Below are 17,878 nucleotides of genomic sequence, written 5' to 3' on the forward strand. Positions count from 1 at the left end.
GGGCGAGCCACTTCCAGAGTGCTGACTTTCCTGGGCCCGGCGGGGAGGAGCCTTCCGGGTCGTCACGACGTGATGGCCCGTAAGCAGCTCAGGTCGCCGGCGGCGCGTCGCGGGTGGCGCTGGAGGAGGACTCGTCGAGCGTTTCCCGTGAGGCGCGGGATGAGGTCGGCTACGCCCCTAGATGGGGGACGGTCTGATGCCCGCGTGCGGGCGGTGCTGTTCGCACCGCTGCGACGGAAGAACGTGCACACCACGACAGGCGCGCCCCACTGGACCAATCACCTGAAGGTGCAGCGAGTGCCGATCCGGCCCTGCCGCGTGGTCGGTGCTTCCCCTACGGTCGAGGCCGAACGGCTCGTCCGAGTCGTTCCGCAGCCACAGGGACACAGCGGAAAGGCCGGCACGGAATGGGCGAGGACTGGATAGAGAACGCCGTCTGTCGGACGGCCGACGCCGAGGACCTTTTTGTGCAAGGACCGGCCCAGAATCAGGCCAAGGCCATCTGCACCGGCTGCTCCGTCCGCACCCGCTGCCTCGCCTACGCCCTCGACAACCGGATCGAACACGGAATCTGGGGCGGAACGACCGAACGGGAACGCCGGAGGCTGCTGAGGCGCAAGCCTGCCGTCGCCTCTTTCGGCCTGTCCTGACCGCACGGCTCCGACCCGGACCGAGCGCTGAAGTAGCTCACCGACAGCAGGGGCCTCGTTCTCGACCGAAGAGTGCGGAAAACTCACAGCAGCACCTCAGCGGGAGCACTGGGCGCCGGACTCGCCGGCAACTGCCCGATCCGCTCATCCATGGCAGCCGCAGCGGGGTCCTCAGCGCCGAGCATACGAAGGACGCCACGGCCTGGTGGTCGTTCCCCGGCACCGATGAACCGACGAAGCGACGACCGACGAACACGCGGTCAGACGGTCCCGTGATCCGACGACAACGTACTTTCGCATCCTCGTTCCACCATCATCGAGCAGCTCAGGTGCACCATGCACGTGATCACTCTCGGTCCATCCTGTACGAGTGTGGTGGTCCGGATGCCCACAGACGTCAGTGCGGCGGGTGGCAACCGGCGTGGGAAGGCACGTACCCGGGGGGGGCATGCGACGCGCCGCCACGTGCCCGAGCCCTGCTGGGCGGGCCGTTGTCGCTCGCCGTACAGGGACCCTCTCGCCCCGTACACGGGCGCAGTCGGCGGCCGCCAGGGCTCCGGCGGTGACGACGGTCGCGGGCACGCACGACATCCGCTGTTCCCGGAGACTGTCCGTCCTGCCCGCCGGGACGCCTCGGGCAGGGACCGAAGGGACTCGGAGAACCGGTCTAGGCGACCGTCGTCTCGGATCCCCGCTGAGACCGGGTGGTCTTGCTGCCGACCTGGCCTGGCCTGATCGTCCGTGGGTCGACCGCTTCGCCGGGCGCACCCGCGCGGTACAGCCCGTTGGGCTCTGCGTCCCGGTCGTGGGGCAGCAGGTAGAAGACCCGTCGTTTCTGCAGTCCGCTGTCGGGGTCGGCCTCGGCGCTTTCGCTGAGCTCGGCGAAGCCGATCATGCGTCCGTCGCGGTGGTAGCGGGGCTTCCCCCGGCGGCGGGGGGTCTTGTCGAGGGCTTGGCGTACGTAGTCGAGCTCTTCAGGGTCTTCCAGCCACACCACTTTGTCCTCGTGGGTGAGGTCGCCTGCCGTCAGTAGCGAACTCATGGCCTGGGTCCCTTCTCGGTCATCTCGGCCCACGGGGGGCCCGGTGTCCTCCACGCCGTGCTCGGCGCCGGTGGCGATATGGGGCCGGCCGTCACGGGGCCCGGCACTGTGGTGGCTCGGCTCATTCCTCTTCCATGGTATGTGTGTCGGTCGTTCTCGGGGAGCACGCATTCCGGCCTCACCGTGAGGCCTACCCGTCTGCGCCGCGGCGGGGCGGCTCGTCGTCTGCCAGGAGAGCGAGCCCGGGATAGAACTTCTGTCCGTTGGAGCGGAGCATCTCGCCGGGCGAGGCGACGCCCACTTCGGCTCTGATCCGTGTGGCGAACGCGCGGGTGGTGGCGGGGCGCAGTCCTTCGCCGTCCTGACACCACATGCTGTAGGCGCGGTACAGGGCTCCCTGCTCGACTTTCAGATCGCGGGGTTCCTCCAGGTCGCCGCCGGTGGTGCAGCACTCGGAGAGGAAACGTCCGATGTGGTCTTCGGTCGTGGCGTATGCCTGGGTCGCGGTGCGGACCACGCTCGGGCCGGTCAGCGGCGGTTTGGTGGCCAAGTAGGCCTTGGCTCCCTGGATCATCCAGTGGAGGATGCCGGGTCCTTCGTCGTGGACGAGGATTTCGGCGAGGTTGTCGATCTTGCGGTGGTCGGGGACAACGCGTTCGAAGGGGATGAGCCGGATCCGCCGCCAGAAGGCGTGCCCACCGGTGCCGACCTCGGGACGGTGGTTTCCGAGCAGCCACAGCTTGTGTGTGGGTTCGAAGCTGAAGAAGTCCTGTCGCATGCGACGGGCCTTGAGGCGGTCTCCGCCGGTGAGGAGTTTGACGCGGGCCTCGTCGAACTTGTCGTGCGGCTTCAGTTCACTGCACACGAACAGCCGACGGCCGTGCAGCTCGGTCAGCTCCGTGGAGTGCTCATTGAACTTTCCCCGTTCCATGAGGAAGCCGGGAGGCGCGACGTCGGCGTAGTCGCCGAGGATCTTGATGACGACGTCGAGGAGTGCCGACTTGCCGTTGGCTCCGACTCCGTAGAGGAAGGGCAGGACCTGTCCGCCGACGTCGCCGGTGATGGAGTAGCCGAGCAGAAGGTGCAGAAAGTTGATCATTTCCTTGCCCCGGTCGTCTTCGCCGAAGGTCTGGGCGAGGAAGTTGTGGAACCGGGGTGTAGGCATGGCTTCCGGTGCGAGGTACGTGGCTCGCGAGTGCAGGTCTCGGGTGGGGTCCGGTTTGTGGAGTTCACCGGTGCGCAGGTCCACGACGCCTGCCGGGGTGCACAGGGCGTATTTGTCGCCGTCGAGGCTGTCGGGGTCGAGAGCGAGTTCGGGTGAGGCCTTGGCCTGGGTCAGCATGGCCTTCACGCCGGAGGTGGACATGGCGCGCTTGCGGTGCTGGGTGAGTTCGCGGTCGGTGAAGACGCCCCGGGGGTCGGTGGTGGGGAGTTCCTCGGCCATGTCCCCCGCGGCCCAGATGGCGGCCTTCTCCCCGCCGGTCCGCTTCCAGCGGTACTCGTCCCAGACGTACCAGCCCAGCCCTTCTACGTGGCGGAACCGGTCGTGGTAGAGGTGGGCGAAGAGTTTGGCGTTGCCACGGTCGCTGAGGTTGCCCAGTACCCCGGACTGGACGAAGTCGGAGGAGCCTGTCGAGGCGGCTCCCCCGTTCTTGTGCTGGGGAGGAACCCGTTTCGCGGGTGCGGCAACGGGTTCGTCGCCGAACGCGGCGAGCTGTTCGGCCGCCGCTTGGGCGTTGAACCCGGTGCTTCCGGCGCTGCTCATGTGCGTTCCTCGAGTCGGATGGGTCGGGCGCTGCCGGCACGCATGCCGGTCTCGACGATGTGGGCGTTTCTGCGGGGCTGATGAGGTCGGGCGCGCGCCGCGATTTCGAGAAGCAACTGGCGGGTCTCGGCGTCGCTGAGATGGCCGCCCTGCACGAGTCCGCCGGCGGTGAAGGCGGCCCGGTTGAGCTTCTCGCTGAAGGCTGCTCCTTCGGGGATGGCGGCGCAGGCCTCGATGTTGCTGAGCAGAGTGGCGAGGATGCGCGGGCCGTCTCCGGTGCGAGGGGGTGAGGCAGGGGGGCTTGTCGGCGGTGGTGTATCTGCCCGGTGCCCGGTGCGGGTGAGTTCAGCGACCAGCCACAGGGGCAGCGGAGCGGGGGTGCGGGCTCCGGGCAGGGCTTCGTAGGCACCGGCTGTCGTGCGTGTGCCGGGCGCGACGATGTATCCGTTGGCGGCTCGGATGTCGACCTGCCAGGCGAAGGCGGTCCGGTTGCTGGAGCCACTGGAAGACGTGAACGGGGGTCCGATGCGGGGCGCGCGGTACCAGATGTGCATACCGCCGGACGGCGTTCGCACGCGCAGGGTCGAGGTGTCCGTGCAGGGGTTGGGCCTTCGCCGGTAGGCGGCCAGCAGGGCGAGAGTGTCGAAGCCGCTGCTGAGGCCGGTCAGATCGACGGAGTCGTGGATGGCGATTCCGGGGAGAAGACGTGATCGCTCCGGCAGGCAGGTGGTGTGGGCGTCCACGTCAAGGATGATCAGGCGGGAGGGCCCGCAGGCGACTCCGATCCCGAATCGGGGCTGAGTAGCCCACCACTGCTGGACGGCGTCGAGGTCGGTGGTGGCAGCGTGGAAGCCGTGGCACCAGCCGAGTCTCGCGTGGCAGGGGCAGTCTCGGGCCTGATGAGTTCCCGCTGCGCATGCTTCGCAGTTGGGGGCGGGTGTCTTGGCGCCAGGAGCCAGAGGGTGCACTGCAAACCCATGTCGGACCATCCAGGTCGCGACATCCACCGGACGGACGGGCACTGGCTCTTCCTTGATGGTGCGTTGAAGGCGTTCGCAGGGACTGAAGGGACTGAAGATTCCCTATTGCGGATGCTAGCGCAGCGTCACGCCTGACTCGCGCATGACGTCACCGGTCTTTCGGAACTGGGTCCCTTCGGTCCCTTCCGTCGCTCTTCGGCCGCTGGAACAGAGGGGCGCGACGCCGTGAGGGCGCATGTCGGTGCGCCCCCTCCCCCGGACACCCTCCCCCTGCTCCAGGGGCTGATGCCGGTCCAGCCCCCTTCGGTCCCTGTCGCTTCAGTCACTGCATAAACCTGCAGGTCAGGGGGCTGGGCTGGGCTGAGCAGGGACTGGAGGGACTCAAATCTCTAGTTATGAGCCACTCAGAGCACAAGGACTTACATACGCCCGCGCATACACGCACGCACGTAAAGGCTGGAAACAGCAAATTTGAGTCCCTCCAGTCCCTGGGTCCCTCTCCACACGCTTCTGACCTGCTGGTTTTCGGAGGGACTGAAATGGGAGGGACCGATCGCCGAGAAGGGCACGGTAGGGACCGAACGCTGAGGGGGGTGAGCGACCTGCTCCCAGGAGGAGGGACGCAAAACGCCTGGCTCCCCCAGCAGTTCTCATGCCGGGGGGCCAGAAGCTCTGTACAGGAAGCCGGGCTACAGCTCGAACTCCAGGTGCTCCACGTCGGTGAAGCGGACCTCCTCCAGAGAGCCGGCGCGGCGGCCGCCGTCCTGGAAGTACACCTCCTTGAGCGCCTCCGCGGCGATCTCCCGCAGCTCGTCATCGCCGGCGTCGGCGTCCTGCGCGTCGAAGAGGCGGGCGGCGTAGACGGGGGGCAGGGCGATGGTCAGATGCCGGATGCGGTCCTGGTCGGTGGTCCCGATCGGTGCGGTGTAGCCCATGCGGGCGCGGGTGTCGATGATGATGCCGGCCGTGGACGCCGCCTTCTGGCGGGCCCTGGCCCTGATCTGAGGCTGCCAGCGCTTCTTCACCTCGCGCTCCAGGCGCGCGGCGAGGTGGGCGCGGGGCTTCTTGGCCGTGCCCACCACGTACCGCTCCACCTGCCGCTGGGAGATGCCGAGGAGAACGGCGACCGCCTTGGTGCCGCCGAGCTTCTTGACCAGATACCGCATCTGCGCGCCCGCGCTCTTGGGCGCCGGACGGGTGAAGGTTCTTTCCACGGCCTTGTCCAGGCTGTCCCCGAACTTGCTCATCGCCCACTCCTACTCGCCGTTGTCGGCGTCGGTGACGGTACCGTCCTTGATGTACCGGGCCAGGTTGAGGTCCGGGGCGTCGAACTTCTCGCGGACTTCCTCTCCCCACAGGACGGTCTGGGTGCCCTCGTGCTTGACCAGGCCGGGGTTGATGCCGAGCTTGAAGCCGCCGGGCAGCGGCTTGCCCTCCCGGTAGGGCAGGAAGTCCAGCGGACTCTCGCCGTCGGCCGCGTAGACGACGCAGTCGGACAGGATGGCGATCGGGTACTGCCCGGTGAACGACGCGTGCTTGACGATCTTCCGGTGCAGGTTGATCCGGGTACGGGCGATGACCGCCGCCCGGATGTCCGGCCGCCACGTCGGACGGGACAGGGCGCGCCACGGCTCGCCCGGCCTCCAGCCCTCCCCGCGCGGCCGTTCGCGCAGCTTGCCCAGGCCGCCCTTGACCGTCGCCTTGACCGCCGAGACGACGAGTCCCAGTTCCGGGTCACGGGCCTTGTAGCCGTTCATCGCCGTGAGGAAGTCGGCCGGCGACAGGTCGGTGTCGACGCCGAGGTCGGCCATCGTGGCGAGGTAGGCGTCGCGGAGCCGATTGTACCAGCCGTCCAGGTAGCGGCCGTTCTCACGCCGCACCCACGCCTCCACCGGCCGCACCGCGTAGCCGAGCTCCACCGCGTACGCCACGGTGGGCGTCGCGTACCAGGCCGGCCCTTCCGGGCGCTCGCCCTTCGGCGTGAACGGAGAGGGCAGCAGGCCGCCGTCCAGCTCCACCCACTCCTTGCCGACCTTCACGCGGGACAGGTCGACGTGGGACAGGTCGACCAGCCACGAGCCGGGCAGCTTGGGGTCGAACACAGGGTTCTTGACGTGCGTCGCCTCGCCGAGGCCGACGTTCAGACCGTTGGCGCCGGCGGCGAAGGCCATGTTGACGTCGATGCCGACGAGGTGGCGCAGGGTGCACTCGGCATCGGTCATCGGCCGTGCCCAGTCGTACGCCTCCTCGAACAGCTTCTCGCCGGGGCCGCGCACGTGGAACCGGGGCAGGTCCTTGAGGACCGGGTGGCCGTCGGGGACCTCGCACGGCGGCCAGTTCATCGGGTCGATGGCGTCCTTGCCCAGCGAGCCGGGGTTGTGCTCGGAGTGCCGCTTGCCGTCGGCGTCCGGCTCGGAGGCGCGCGTCGGCGGGTGCAGGGCGGTCATCAGTTCCAGACCGGTCACGGCGGTCGAGCCGCGCGGCGTCATCACCCGGGAGGCGTACACGCCCAGGACGCGGGCGAGTTCCGCCGGCGGGAGCTGCCCGGCCTCGCCCCAGTGCCGCGTGTCCAGCGCGTTCCACGACGGGATGCACAGCTGCACGCAGGCCCGCTCCGAGCCGGTCGCGGGACGGTAGATCCGCGCCCACGGCCCGAACCCGCGCTTGGTCAGCTTCCACTCCGCGCGGGCCAGCTGCCTGATGACCGTGTGGCGCTCCGGCAGACGCCCGGCGAGACGCTCCTCCTCCGTGAGCGTTGCGGGCAGGCCGTAGCGCTCCAGGGCGGTCTCGGTGAGCACGATCAGCGGGTCGGCGTCCTTGCCCGGACCGGCGAGCTTCGGCGCCCCGAGCTTCGCCTCGCGCAGCGTCCAGTCGACCAGGGCCGGGATGCTCTTGGCGGGCACGTCCAGGACCAGGCCGCCGGTGCAGTACGCCAACGCCTTCCCGTCCTCGACGTCCACGACCGCGAGCGGTCCGTTCTCGAACCGCGGATCGGTGCCGGGTGCCGGGGTGCCGGCCGGGGCCGCCTTCTTCGCACCCGTGCGGGGTGACGTCGACGACGTCCTGGTGGTGCGCGCCGGACGCGGCGCGGCCGCCGGAGCAGCGGCGACCGGGGCGGGGTTCTCGGGTGCGGTCACGTCCGCGACCTCAGGCGCCGGACCTGTGGAGGGAGTTCGCGTTTCTTCCGGATCGGATGCGGCGGTGAACGGGGCCGGCACGGCGGCGTCCTGGACGGGCGCGGCCACGTCGGCACCGGCGGCGGGGTAGAGCTCCGCGAGCTTGTCCAGCAGCCGGGCGTATGCGTCGCGTTCGGGCGGGCGGGGCTCGGTCTTGCCCGCCTCCCAGCCGGACACCGTGGCCCGGCGCACCTTAAGGGCGGTGGCCACTTCGTCGATCGTCAGGCCGTGTGAGACGCGCAGTCGCTTGCGCTCCGCCGGCAGCGGGAGTGTGGCGCGAGACGCGAGCAGAGCATCGACCGCGTCGAACAACTCGGACATGGAACACCTCCTGACGAGGAGCCTACCTCGTAAAACGTATGAATCGCGTACGTTCAACGTACATATCGCGTACGTCTGCTATTGGTAGGCGACTCGTCCGGCACGCAGTCGTTCCTGGCAGCCAGCTGGTCACCCATGACAACAGCCACTCCGGCGCGGGCTCTCTCTCATCAGGCATGTCCCCCTGCGGACAGCACGGGCCTCAAAGACGAGGCGGCCGAGTACGCCCCGAGCCGCCGGCCTCTCCGCTCTGGCCGCCACGGCCGAAGCCCAGCCCGCTCACCGACGCACAACACCAGCGCAACCGCGAGCTCCTGGTGCTCGTGCAGCGCACCACCCGACCCCGCTCCCCTCGCTGCACAGAGACCCTGGCGGACGCCGGCTGATGGACACCAAGCACTGCGCCGTCGACGGATGGGTCGACGCGATACCCGCCCTCCGGCTCGCACGGCCTTCGCCCTGGTGGTCCTGGACACCGCACCGGTCCCGATCCTGCGAGACATCGTGACGGACCGGTACGGCGACTACGTCGTCATCCTCGACGCCGACACGGATGCCGTGCCTGTCTGCACATGCTCGGGCGGTGGGTCGGCCTGGCGGACACCTCCGACGCCATCGCCACCCTGATCGCCGACAGCCTGCGGACGCGCCGCCGACTCCAGGCCAACCAGACCCTCGCCGCCACCGGCCACCGCCTCCCCCGCAGGGGCCGGGCCCCGCGGCATCGCCTCCCGCCCTACGGCGACGAGTTGGCGGCCCGCACCCACTGCCCCGCCGACCAGCACGACCGGCCCCTGGCCCGACCTGCACCACCAGCCCGTCCTGTCCGTATGGACGGACAGGACCTCGAAGCCGCCGTCTCCATCGGCGCCGCCTCCACCGAACTCTCCCGCCTCATTCGCGGCGCCGATGTCGCCAGGCAGGGGCACAACAGGCGCACCGGCAACGACCGCCTCGTACGACGCCGACGACCACCAGCGGTTCATCGACCCGGACGAGGCCGACGCCGTCGACCTTCCGGCAGCCGCCGTCGAAGGAATCCGCACCCCCGACCGCCCCCACCCTGCACGAGACAGCCGGCGGCCCCGGCTCTGGACCACCGACCAGGATCCGACGAAGCCTGGTTACCTCCAAGCCCTCGGCGGCCTGCACATCGTCGACGTGCCCCCCGGACGCCGAACGAGGGCGCCACACACTCATTTTCCTCCTCGGACACCCCCACCGACGGGTCGCCACCCTCCACGCCGCAGCCCTCTACGTAGAACGCGCTCACGACTGGACCCGACCCGCCGGTGCCTCTACCCGGGTGACGACCAGGACGAGGTAATCCCCCGTATCCCCGGGTCGTCGTCCGCATCCACGCCACTGCCACTGCCACGGCACCTGGGGGCCTCCCCCGGGCCCGTCCTGCGAACTCGGCGCCGTCTCGATCACCGCCATGCGGCACCCCGTCCTCGTTTCAGGCCCCTGTCGTGCTGCAGGCGGCGCATCTGTACCGGGTTGCACGAGGTCGCGGCTGCTCGTAGTTCCCGGCAGCCGAGGTGCCCGACCTATCACGGCGTGATAAGTCGACGTGTCTGCTGTAGCTGGTGAGGGGTTATCACGGCGTGATACCCCACCAGAAGTTCGTAACCTTGGTTACGTGTTGATGGCTGAAGATGATCTGAACCGTTAGTAGAGTGACGGTCATGACGTCACCTGAAACGGGCGGCGACCGGCTGAAGGTCGTCACCAAGCTCACGAGCAGCCTCCGACAGGAACTCAAAGTCCGAGCTGCCATCCATGGCCTCGACATGCAAAACGCTGTCGAAGCAGGCATCGACGCCTGGCGCGCCCTTGGCTCGAACCTCGCGCCCGTCGACACCGCCGGAGCAGAGACCTACTCCACCTTCCTCCCCGACGGTCTGTGGGATGGCTTCCGCGACGACTGCAAGAACCGCGGCGTCTCCCTCACCCAGGGAGTCGCTCAAGCCATCACTCTCTGGCTCGACAACAACCCCGTCCCTGAGGTCAAACGACCCGAGACAGTCCGCCGCATCGTCGTCTGCAATCAGAAAGGCGGCGTCGGCAAGACCGCCATGACCGCCGGTCTCGGCGAAGCCCTCGCCGAAGACCCCGCCGCGCTCGCACCTGTCCGAGTCTCCAAGCATTTCGCCGCACTGCTTGAAGAAGACGACCGGCCCGAGGACCCGCTCGCCCTGGAAGACCTCCCCGGTCTCGGACAGCGCGTCCTCCTCGTCGACTTCGACCCACAGAGTCACCTCACCAAGCAACTCGGTCATGAACCGCTCCCCATGAACGGGGACTCCCTCACCAATCACATGGCCGGCGAAGGCAAGGGGGAGCTGACCGACCTCATCGTTGCCGTCGACGAAGAGCGTTTCGGCGACAGGCTCCACCTCCTGCCCGCCTGCACCGACGCCTTCCTCCTCGACGTCCGCCTCGCATCCGTACGAGCCCGCGAAGCCGCCCTCGAGCGCGCACTGCGTACCGTCGAAGCCGACTACGACGTCATCCTGATCGACTGCCCGCCCAGCCTCGGACTCAGCATGGACGCCGCCTCCTACTACGGGCGCCGCCGGGACAACGAAGCAGCCGGCAACTCGGGCGTCCTCATCGTCGTCCAGGCCGAGGACAGCAGCGCTGACGCCTACGGCCTGCTCACCTCCCAGATCGAAGACATGCGAGGCGACCTCGCCCTCGACATCGACTACCTCGGCCTCGTCGTCAACCACTACGACGCCCGCCGCGGTTACATCGCCACCTCCTCCCTCCAGTCCTGGATGGACATAAAGGATCCCCGCGTCGTCGGAGTCATCGGAGACCTCAAGGAGCAGAAGGAAGCCGTCCGGGCCAAGCGCCCCCTCCTCGCCTACGCACCCCGCTGCGAGCAGTCCGTCGCCCTCCGAGCCCTCGCACGGGAGATCAGCAAGTGAGTAAGGCCAAGAACCTCGGCGCTGGCGCGTCCTTCGCCCAGGCCCGTCCCATCAGCGCCCGACGTGCAGCGATCGGAGCCGCTACGGGCGCACCCACCGAAGGCGTTCCGGACCCCAGCGAGCTTGCGCTCGACCTCATCAGCCAGAACCCTGACAACCCTCGCGAGGAGCTTCGCGATCTTGAGGGCCTGGCCGACAGCATCCGCGAGATCGGCCTCGTCAACTCCATCACTGTCGCCACCCTCGACTCCTATCTGGCCGAGCGGCCCGATCGAGCCGACGACGTGGACGAAGGCGCCCGGTACATCGTCGTCGACGGCCACCGACGACTCGAAGCCGCACGGCTCGCGGGCGCCACCACGATCCGGGTCAGCGTCAACAACAACCTTGTCGCTACCGACGAAGCCCTCCTCGAAGCCGCGTTCGTGGCCAACGTCCACCGCGACGACATGAACCCCATCGAGCAGGCCCACGCACTGAAGACGCTCGTCAAGTTCTACGGCTCGCAGAACAAGGCCGCCAAGCGCCTCGGCATCGCCCAGTCGACCATCTCCTCCAAGCTCTCGATCCTCGACCTGGACCTCGAACTCCAGTCAGACCTCGTCGAAGGCCGACGGACGATCGAGCACGTCCGTAACCTCTCCAAACTTCCCCCTGAAGAGCAGCGCGCGAAAGCCGATGCTCGAGCGGAAACCGCAGGACAGAAGGCCGCCGTCAAGCGTGACCTATCACGCCGTGATAACCCTTCCGTCCCCGAAGCGGGTGCCCCTGCCGAGCGGAGCGCTCCGAGCAGCACCGCCACCGACCTATCACGCCGTGATAACCCGAGCCCCAACAGCCGCGGACCCCTCACGGACGAGGTACCCGGCCCCAGAAGCGCGACGGAAGCTTCAGCAACTCCACCGGCGCAGAGCTCGACCTCGGACCTCGCACCCGAGCCGCTCTCAAGCAGCAGAGAAGTGGCAACCCCAGAGGATCCAGCAGGGGAGCGGTCAGCAGCGCCGCCGAGTTCAGCTGGTCCGCAGGTTACGTCTCTCTCGCAGATGCCTCTGGACGACGGCACTGCCCTGATGGATCTGGCCTTCGACCACCTGACCCCACGGCAGCGCAGCGCCTTCATCCAGCGCTACTTCAAGCGCAGCAGGGGAGTGGAAGCCGTGGTGGCGGACCTCCGGACCGACCTTGATCAACCTGCCCGTACGTCGCTGGCAGAGATTCTCCAGCAGATCGCCACAGGACTGGGCGAAGAGGAGTAGTTGAGCTCAAGCACGACGAAGTCTTCGCTTTTTCCGAGGCTGGGGGCTTCGACAGCAGGATGAGGGGCTCTCTCCCCGTACGGGGGAAGGGGGCCCCTTGCCGTGAGCGCCCGTCTTGTTCGGGGTGTGGTTTGTTGTTTTTGGTGTGTTTGGGGGGTTTGTGCGGGTTGGGCGGTCGGTTGTATGCGGGGTTGGTCCGGAGTTGCTTATGCCTGGTCCGCCGTGTGGGGGATCCGGGGTGTAGGCCTGGGTTGTGTGGTGTGTGGTCTCCTTGGGGCTGTGAGTGCCGGGGGTTGCGCGGCTGGCCCTTTGTTTGAGAGTGCGGTTGGCTGCGTTGATGGGTCGGCAGTCGGACGCTTATCCCTGGGGGATGTTCATGTCCGACTCCATCCGGCGGTCTGTGGAGGGGTCTTTTGCGGAAGCCCGTCCGGCCGTCCGTTTGTGAGGTGCCCGTCCGGCGGTCGGTCTGGGAGTGGCCCCTGGAGCCTGTTGTGGCCTTCCTGTGCCACCACGGGGCCGTGATGATGCTTGTCATGCTGTTCCTCGGCCAGGTCTTGTTCGAGTACTGCGCGAGGGGATCGGTGGTTTCGCTGGCGTGGCGGTGTCCGGTTTCGCGTTGATGGCCGTGGTCCTGGTCCGCCCCGGGTGCCGGCGTCGACCGGTGTCTGCCGCCGGGTGCGCCGTCGGGCGTATCCGGATCATGGGCCGTGGGTAAGCCCCCCCATCCGGCCTGTTCGCGGTTTGCGCAGGGTTGCACCGGAGGCTGCTGCCCGCGGTGTGGCTGCGTCGCGTCGGGTGCGTGCTGCGGTAGCCGGCCTCCAGGATGGGCACGGGGGTGGGGTGGTCTGTTCCGGTCCGCTGTCGGCTGACAGGGGACCGGTAGTGTCTGACGCGATGCCTCGTGCTGAGTTCGGCCGTTGGCGGCCTGGCCTGGCCTGCTCTGTGTGGGTGTGGGTGGAGGGGCTTGTGCCGTACACGGCTGCACGCCGTCGTCGGGCGGCTGTATGCGGGATTGCCGGTTCTGACGTGCGGGATCCCGTGGGAGGACGTCCATCGGGTCAGGCCTCGGGCGCCGCTGGGCTGTCCGGGCTGTGAGGGCGCGATGAGCGCGGTGCTGCAGGGCGGTACCTGTGCAGGAGAGTCCGTGTTGTGCCCGTGACCTACCAGAGCATCGGCTGGACCGTGGCCGTGGCACCGGGCCCCGGTTCGAGAAGGCCGGGGTCGGGTCACGGTGCTGGAGCGGTCAGGGGCTGTCCGGGCCGGTCTGGGGGATCGGCACCGGCGGGCTGTCACGCAAGGGGGGAGTTGCGTCAGCGGGTCAGGGGTCGCCGCCGAGCAGGAGAGGGCCGATGTCAAAGACACGGCCATATGTGCGGGGTGTGTTTTCTGCTCGGGTGTGAGTGGGTATCGGCGCTTTGATGTGGGTGGGGGGATGCCGGGAGGCCGGGGGTGTGACGAACCGGCCCGGGTAATCCCGTGTCCTTGTCGGTGACGGCCGTGCTGCTCGCGGGTGTGGCGGGCGGCCTGGCTGGGGTGGGACCAGCACCGTGGCGTGCACCCCGATGGCTCCTCGACCGGCCCCTATGAGGCGTGGCAGGTGATCGGGCTGGGGTTGGGGGCTGTGGATACCGGTGTGCTGGGCGGCGTTGCGGGGGCACGTCGTGGCCGCGGTGCCGGGCACCTCCGGCGGCCTGACCCTGGCCGCCGCCTACGACTGGTCGCACGAGGCGAGTGGCCTGTTCGCGATCGGCGTGGGGAGGGTCATGATCGGGAGCGCGGCCGCGACCGGTCTCGCCGCGTTTTTGTCCTCCGCCCTCCACAAGAGAGGGGCCAAAGCCGGCCGCCCGGGACACTGACCCCCGGCCGGCCCGCTGCGCCCCGAGCGCCGCTGAGGGACCTCCCCTGCGGCCTGTCCGGGTACCTTCGTCCCTCGGCGCGGTTACGCCCACTCGACTCCCAGCCCTCGGAGTGCACCCAGCTGCTCCTGGTCGAGTTTGTCTCGCCGGGTTTTGGTGTTGGTGATCCATACGCCCAGCTTCACGATCGCCGGCTCCGTCTCGCCGTCGACCGCGATCTGCTCGCTGTGCCCCCTTGGCACCGGTCGGTCGCCTTCCCGTTCGACCCACTGTGTGAGGGCCGTCAGGCCGCGTTGGAATGCCGCCTGTGCTTTGCTGGGGCCCCCCTTCGCCGCACGTGCGGGGGCGGGGGCGTGGTCGGGTTGCACGCCGAGCTTGGCCAGCCGTTCCTGCTGCTCGGGCATCAGCTGCGCCCAGGTGGCCGGTTTCTTCTGCCGCTGAAGCCACGTGCCCAGGTCGTCATCGTCGAAGACGACGCCGGGCGCGATGTCGGGCAGGTGGCCGTCGGCGTCAACCAGATCCACCAGGACCCGGTAGTGCCGCTGCCAGTTCAGGGGCCAGGGGCAGTTCCAGTCCTCATCGACCGCGGTCAGTTGCTGCGCGCGCTTCGCCGCCCGCTCCTGGTCCTTGCCCAGGCCGCCCTTGCGGCGCAGGTTCGCCATGTGCTGCCCGACCGGCGCCATCGTCTCGCCCTCGCCCCAGACCGCGTCCTGACGCGGCGCGAGGTGCCCGGTGGCCCGCCGATACGACCGGAGCGCGGCGAGCTTGTTCTCCCAGGCTTCCTCGCCCGGCTCCCACACCATCCCGGCTTCCGGGGCGTCCAGCAGGGTCTTGCGCCGTTCCTCGAGCTCACCTGCCCGCAGGGCCTTCCGCTGCTGGTGGACCCATCGCCCGAGCGGGAAGTCCTTGGTGACCCCCACCTCGACTTCGACGTCGTAGGGGACGGCGTAGAGACCGGTGATCTCGTTCTCCTTCCGCCAGCGGAGGAGGGCTTGGTAGCCCTGAAGCCAGACCAGGGATTCGGGCCGGTAGACCCGGGTGCGCAGGAACGCCGCGATGGTCGCGGTGTCGCGCGGGCTGGAGAAGTGGAGCAGGGCTGCTTCGGCGGCGGCCTGCGTGTCGTTGTTCTCCTGGTCCTTGTTGTCGCCCGTGCTGTCGGCGTCGATGATCCGTCCGTCCTCGTCACGCCGGACGTGGACCTTGCGCTTGCCGCTCGTGAGTGCCCGGGAGGCGAGTTGCTCGACGAGTTGCTCGACGAGTCGCTCATCGTGGCTGCGCAGGCCCTGGAGGACGGCGACAAGGGGGCGGTAGCTGGCCGAGGCGATCATGTCGGTGGGGTCCTCGCCGGGCTCCAGGAAGACGGGCACGATGATCCTGGCAACCTTGGTGGAGCCGTCCTTGTTGAGCCTCAGCGCCCGTCCGATGTTCTGCACGATCTCCACCTGGGAGCCGCGGGTGTCGGCGAAGCAGATCGAGTCGACTCCCCGTTCGCCGGTGATGTCCACGCCCTCGCCGAGAACGCGAACGCTGGCGAGGAACGCACGGTGCACCCGCCGCCCGGCCGCGTCGATGCCGTTGGCGAACTGCCGCAGCACCTCACGGCGCTCGGACACGAGATGGTCCCCGCACAGCCACGCCGACCACACCCGGTCCGGGGGTACGTGGCGGCCGGTCTCGAGCTGGTAGAAGGTGGCGTCGATCGACGACGCGGGGAGCTTCTCCGCGGCCGCCAGGTCCATCTCCGAGGCATCGCCGTCATACAGCGCGGCCGCGGTCTCGGGCAGCTTCTCCGCGAACGCCGCGGCTTCCTCGACCTTCTGGTGGAACGTCATGACCGTACGCAGGTTGTACGCGGCGGCGTGCTCCAAAAGTGCGGTCTGCAGCAGGGCAAGGCGCCGGCCGCGTCGCGCTTCCTCGGACTCCCCGAGGACGGGGGAGGGGTCGTGGATCTCCAGGACGTCGATCTCGAACCCGGCAAGGATCTCGCGCTCGATCGCCTCCGAGAGTCCGAGCTCCGCGAGCCACGCGCCGTAGGTGCCGTTGGGGTCGTCGGCCATGGTCGCGAGCTCCGCCTCTTGGCCGTCCGCGCCCTTCTGCGGCCGGGGAGCGGCGAGGATGCGCGGGGTCGCGGTCAGGTAGAGCCGGAAGTCGGCGGGGATCCGCTGGTTGTCGTGGATCGCCGCCCACGGACGACCAAGATCACCGGCGGTTCCATGGGCCTCATCCACGATCGCGAGGTCGAAGCCGTCCATGCGCTGGCCATAGAGCCGCTCCCCGCCCGCCAGAGCGGCCTCCAGAGGCCCGCGAACCTTCCGCTGCCCTGTCGGGTCCTCAGGGTCGTCACGGTCGACGAGGGAGGCGTACGTGGCGAGCACGACGACCGGCCCCTTCCCGGCCCACAGGGCGAGCTGGACCGGATTGGTCGTGGTCCGTACCCCGAGCTGCTCCAGGACCGCGTCGTTCTCCAGCGAGCACACGGCGACCCTCGGCGCGGTGTGGCCCACCAGGCGCCACGCCTGGGCGGTCTGCACGAGCAGGTCCAGGGTGGGCACGGTCACGAGGACCCGACCGTCCGCGAACGTTTCCAGCGCGCACGCGGCGGCCGTGATGGTCTTGCCCGACCCGGTCGCCGACACGATCGTGCCCCGAGCCCCCTCCGGTGGCACAGGTGATCTTGCAGGAAATCCCACCCATCTGCGAAACGCCGACCGCTGGTCTACCTGATGCTCCCTGAGCGAAATCAAGACCCTGCACTCTCTGTCCTAGGATCAGCGCCATGATCCGTCCCGTCGCAGGATCCCCTACGTGGAAGCACCTGGCATCCGCCCTCGCCCTCACCGCCCTGATATGGACAGTCTGGTACGGCATGCAGTGCGACTATCCGCCGTGCGCCTACTTCGGCGACCATTCTTACGAAGAAGCTGTCCAGTACGGCCAATGCGATCCACCGAAAACGAGACTCAGCACCTGGATCCACTAGACAGACCCATTAGGACACCCTGTCATTCCGCCAACTCTACATGCTGCATCAACCTGAGCCACTTCCCGTCCCGCATCAGCGGATAACGGCCACCCGTGACCGCTGACTGGTACGTCCTCATCGAAGAGGACACCCGAACCACCCAACGCGTCGACGGCACCGACCTCAAACTGCACCGATGGATGCTCACAGGCACGCACCGCATCGGCCAGGACCAGGCGGAGGCGACCGCGGCCGCCGAGGACGCGGCGCTGCACTTCCTGCCAGGCATCCTGGCCCGGCACACACGCCCGGGAGACGAGCCCGCCCGCCATGCCCTGCTCACTCAAGGCGGCTCCTGGGCAGTGCTCGTGAAGCAACGTCACCGCGAATGCCATATACGGGTGACCACAGCCCAGCTCGTCCATTCACGGGAAGAGAAGGAAGCACCCCCGAAGAGCCTGAAGGAAAAATTCCGCAGCACCATGGAGGGCCCCATGCCTGCAGTGAAGCCCTGGACCTGGACACCCAAGGGCAGGGCCGATCAAACCTGACCGCCCCACACCTCCTCGCCGGCCATCCTGGACCGAAGCGAAGCGAAGGCTTAAGCCGTGGAGAAGCAGGGCCAGGTGCTACCGCCTCCCGAACCACCCCCACCGCTAGCAGCCCGCGAAGCGGGTCGACCTGGGAGCGCAGCGGACAGGTCATCAAGCGGGAGCGCAGCGGACCCGCTTGATGGCTGAAGCGCAGCGGAAGCCCCAGGGGACGAAGTCCCCTCCCCAGCTCCGGGAGCGAAGCGGACGGAGCGTCACCGTGCCTGCGAAGCAGGCACGGTGAACGACTCGCGCAGCGAGTCGTTCACCCCCGCGAAGCGGGCAGGCCCTCCCCGCGCGCAGCGCGGGGGTTCGCTTGCACATCGCGCAGCGATGTGGTACCC

General features: G+C 68.6%; 10 protein-coding genes and 1 pseudogene. 5 read left to right on the forward strand and 6 right to left on the reverse strand.

Going from position 1 to position 17,878, the window contains the following annotated elements:
• Positions 1–407 precede the first annotated feature (407 nt).
• Positions 408–638: pseudogene (locus tag ACFWV2_RS26150) on the forward strand (WhiB family transcriptional regulator); the annotation flags it as partial.
• A gap of 679 nt (positions 639–1,317) precedes the next feature.
• Here the strand turns inward: ACFWV2_RS26150 and ACFWV2_RS26155 are convergent.
• The 5 genes from ACFWV2_RS26155 to tap form a co-directional block, all read right to left on the reverse strand.
• Complete coding sequence (locus ACFWV2_RS26155; RefSeq protein WP_384408313.1) at positions 1,318–1,692, reverse strand: DUF6009 family protein; 375 nt, start codon at positions 1,690–1,692, stop codon at positions 1,318–1,320.
• A 190-nt stretch (positions 1,693–1,882) separates the two neighbouring features.
• A complete protein-coding gene (locus ACFWV2_RS26160; RefSeq protein WP_384408315.1) occupies positions 1,883–3,457 on the reverse strand; it encodes a phage/plasmid primase, P4 family in 1,575 nt (524 codons plus the stop codon).
• Positions 3,454–4,446: a bifunctional DNA primase/polymerase gene (locus tag ACFWV2_RS26165; protein WP_384408317.1), complete on the reverse strand. Its 993-nt coding sequence runs from the start codon at positions 4,444–4,446 to the stop codon at positions 3,454–3,456. Before ACFWV2_RS26165 ends, ACFWV2_RS26160 begins: the two co-directional genes overlap by 4 nt.
• Positions 4,447–5,126: 680 nt before the next feature.
• Entirely contained in the window at positions 5,127–5,684 is a 558-nt protein-coding gene (gene tpg / locus ACFWV2_RS26170) for a telomere-protecting terminal protein Tpg (RefSeq protein WP_384408319.1), read from the reverse strand.
• Positions 5,685–5,693: 9 nt separating this feature from the next.
• Entirely contained in the window at positions 5,694–7,934 is a 2,241-nt protein-coding gene (gene tap, locus ACFWV2_RS26175) for a telomere-associated protein Tap (RefSeq protein WP_384408321.1), read from the reverse strand.
• Positions 7,935–9,622: 1,688 nt separating this feature from the next.
• Here tap and ACFWV2_RS26180 point away from each other — a divergent pair.
• The 3 genes from ACFWV2_RS26180 (at position 9,623) to ACFWV2_RS26190 (ending at position 13,982) form a co-directional block, all read left to right on the forward strand.
• Entirely contained in the window at positions 9,623–10,870 is a 1,248-nt protein-coding gene (locus tag ACFWV2_RS26180; RefSeq protein WP_384408323.1) for a ParA family protein, read from the forward strand.
• Positions 10,867–12,126, forward strand: coding sequence for a ParB/RepB/Spo0J family partition protein (locus ACFWV2_RS26185; RefSeq protein WP_384408325.1), 1,260 nt, complete (start codon positions 10,867–10,869; stop codon positions 12,124–12,126). The genes ACFWV2_RS26180 and ACFWV2_RS26185 overlap by 4 nt, the downstream gene beginning before the upstream one ends.
• A gap of 1,661 nt (positions 12,127–13,787) precedes the next feature.
• On the forward strand, positions 13,788–13,982 hold the full coding sequence (locus ACFWV2_RS26190; protein ID WP_384408328.1) for a hypothetical protein: 195 nt from the start codon (positions 13,788–13,790) through the stop codon (positions 13,980–13,982).
• 83 nt (positions 13,983–14,065) lie between these two features.
• Here ACFWV2_RS26190 and ACFWV2_RS26195 read toward each other — a convergent pair whose 3' ends face one another.
• Positions 14,066–16,726: a Helicase associated domain protein gene (locus ACFWV2_RS26195; RefSeq protein WP_384408330.1), complete on the reverse strand. Its 2,661-nt coding sequence runs from the start codon at positions 16,724–16,726 to the stop codon at positions 14,066–14,068.
• A 331-nt stretch (positions 16,727–17,057) separates the two neighbouring features.
• Between ACFWV2_RS26195 and ACFWV2_RS26200 the strand changes: the two genes are divergently transcribed.
• Complete coding sequence (locus ACFWV2_RS26200; RefSeq protein ID WP_384408332.1) at positions 17,058–17,495, forward strand: hypothetical protein; 438 nt, start codon at positions 17,058–17,060, stop codon at positions 17,493–17,495.
• Positions 17,496–17,878: the final 383 nt, after the last annotated feature.

Origin of the sequence: Streptomyces sp. NPDC058671 (genome assembly GCF_042716475.1) — a bacterium.
Lineage (GTDB): Bacteria > Actinomycetota > Actinomycetes > Streptomycetales > Streptomycetaceae > Streptomyces.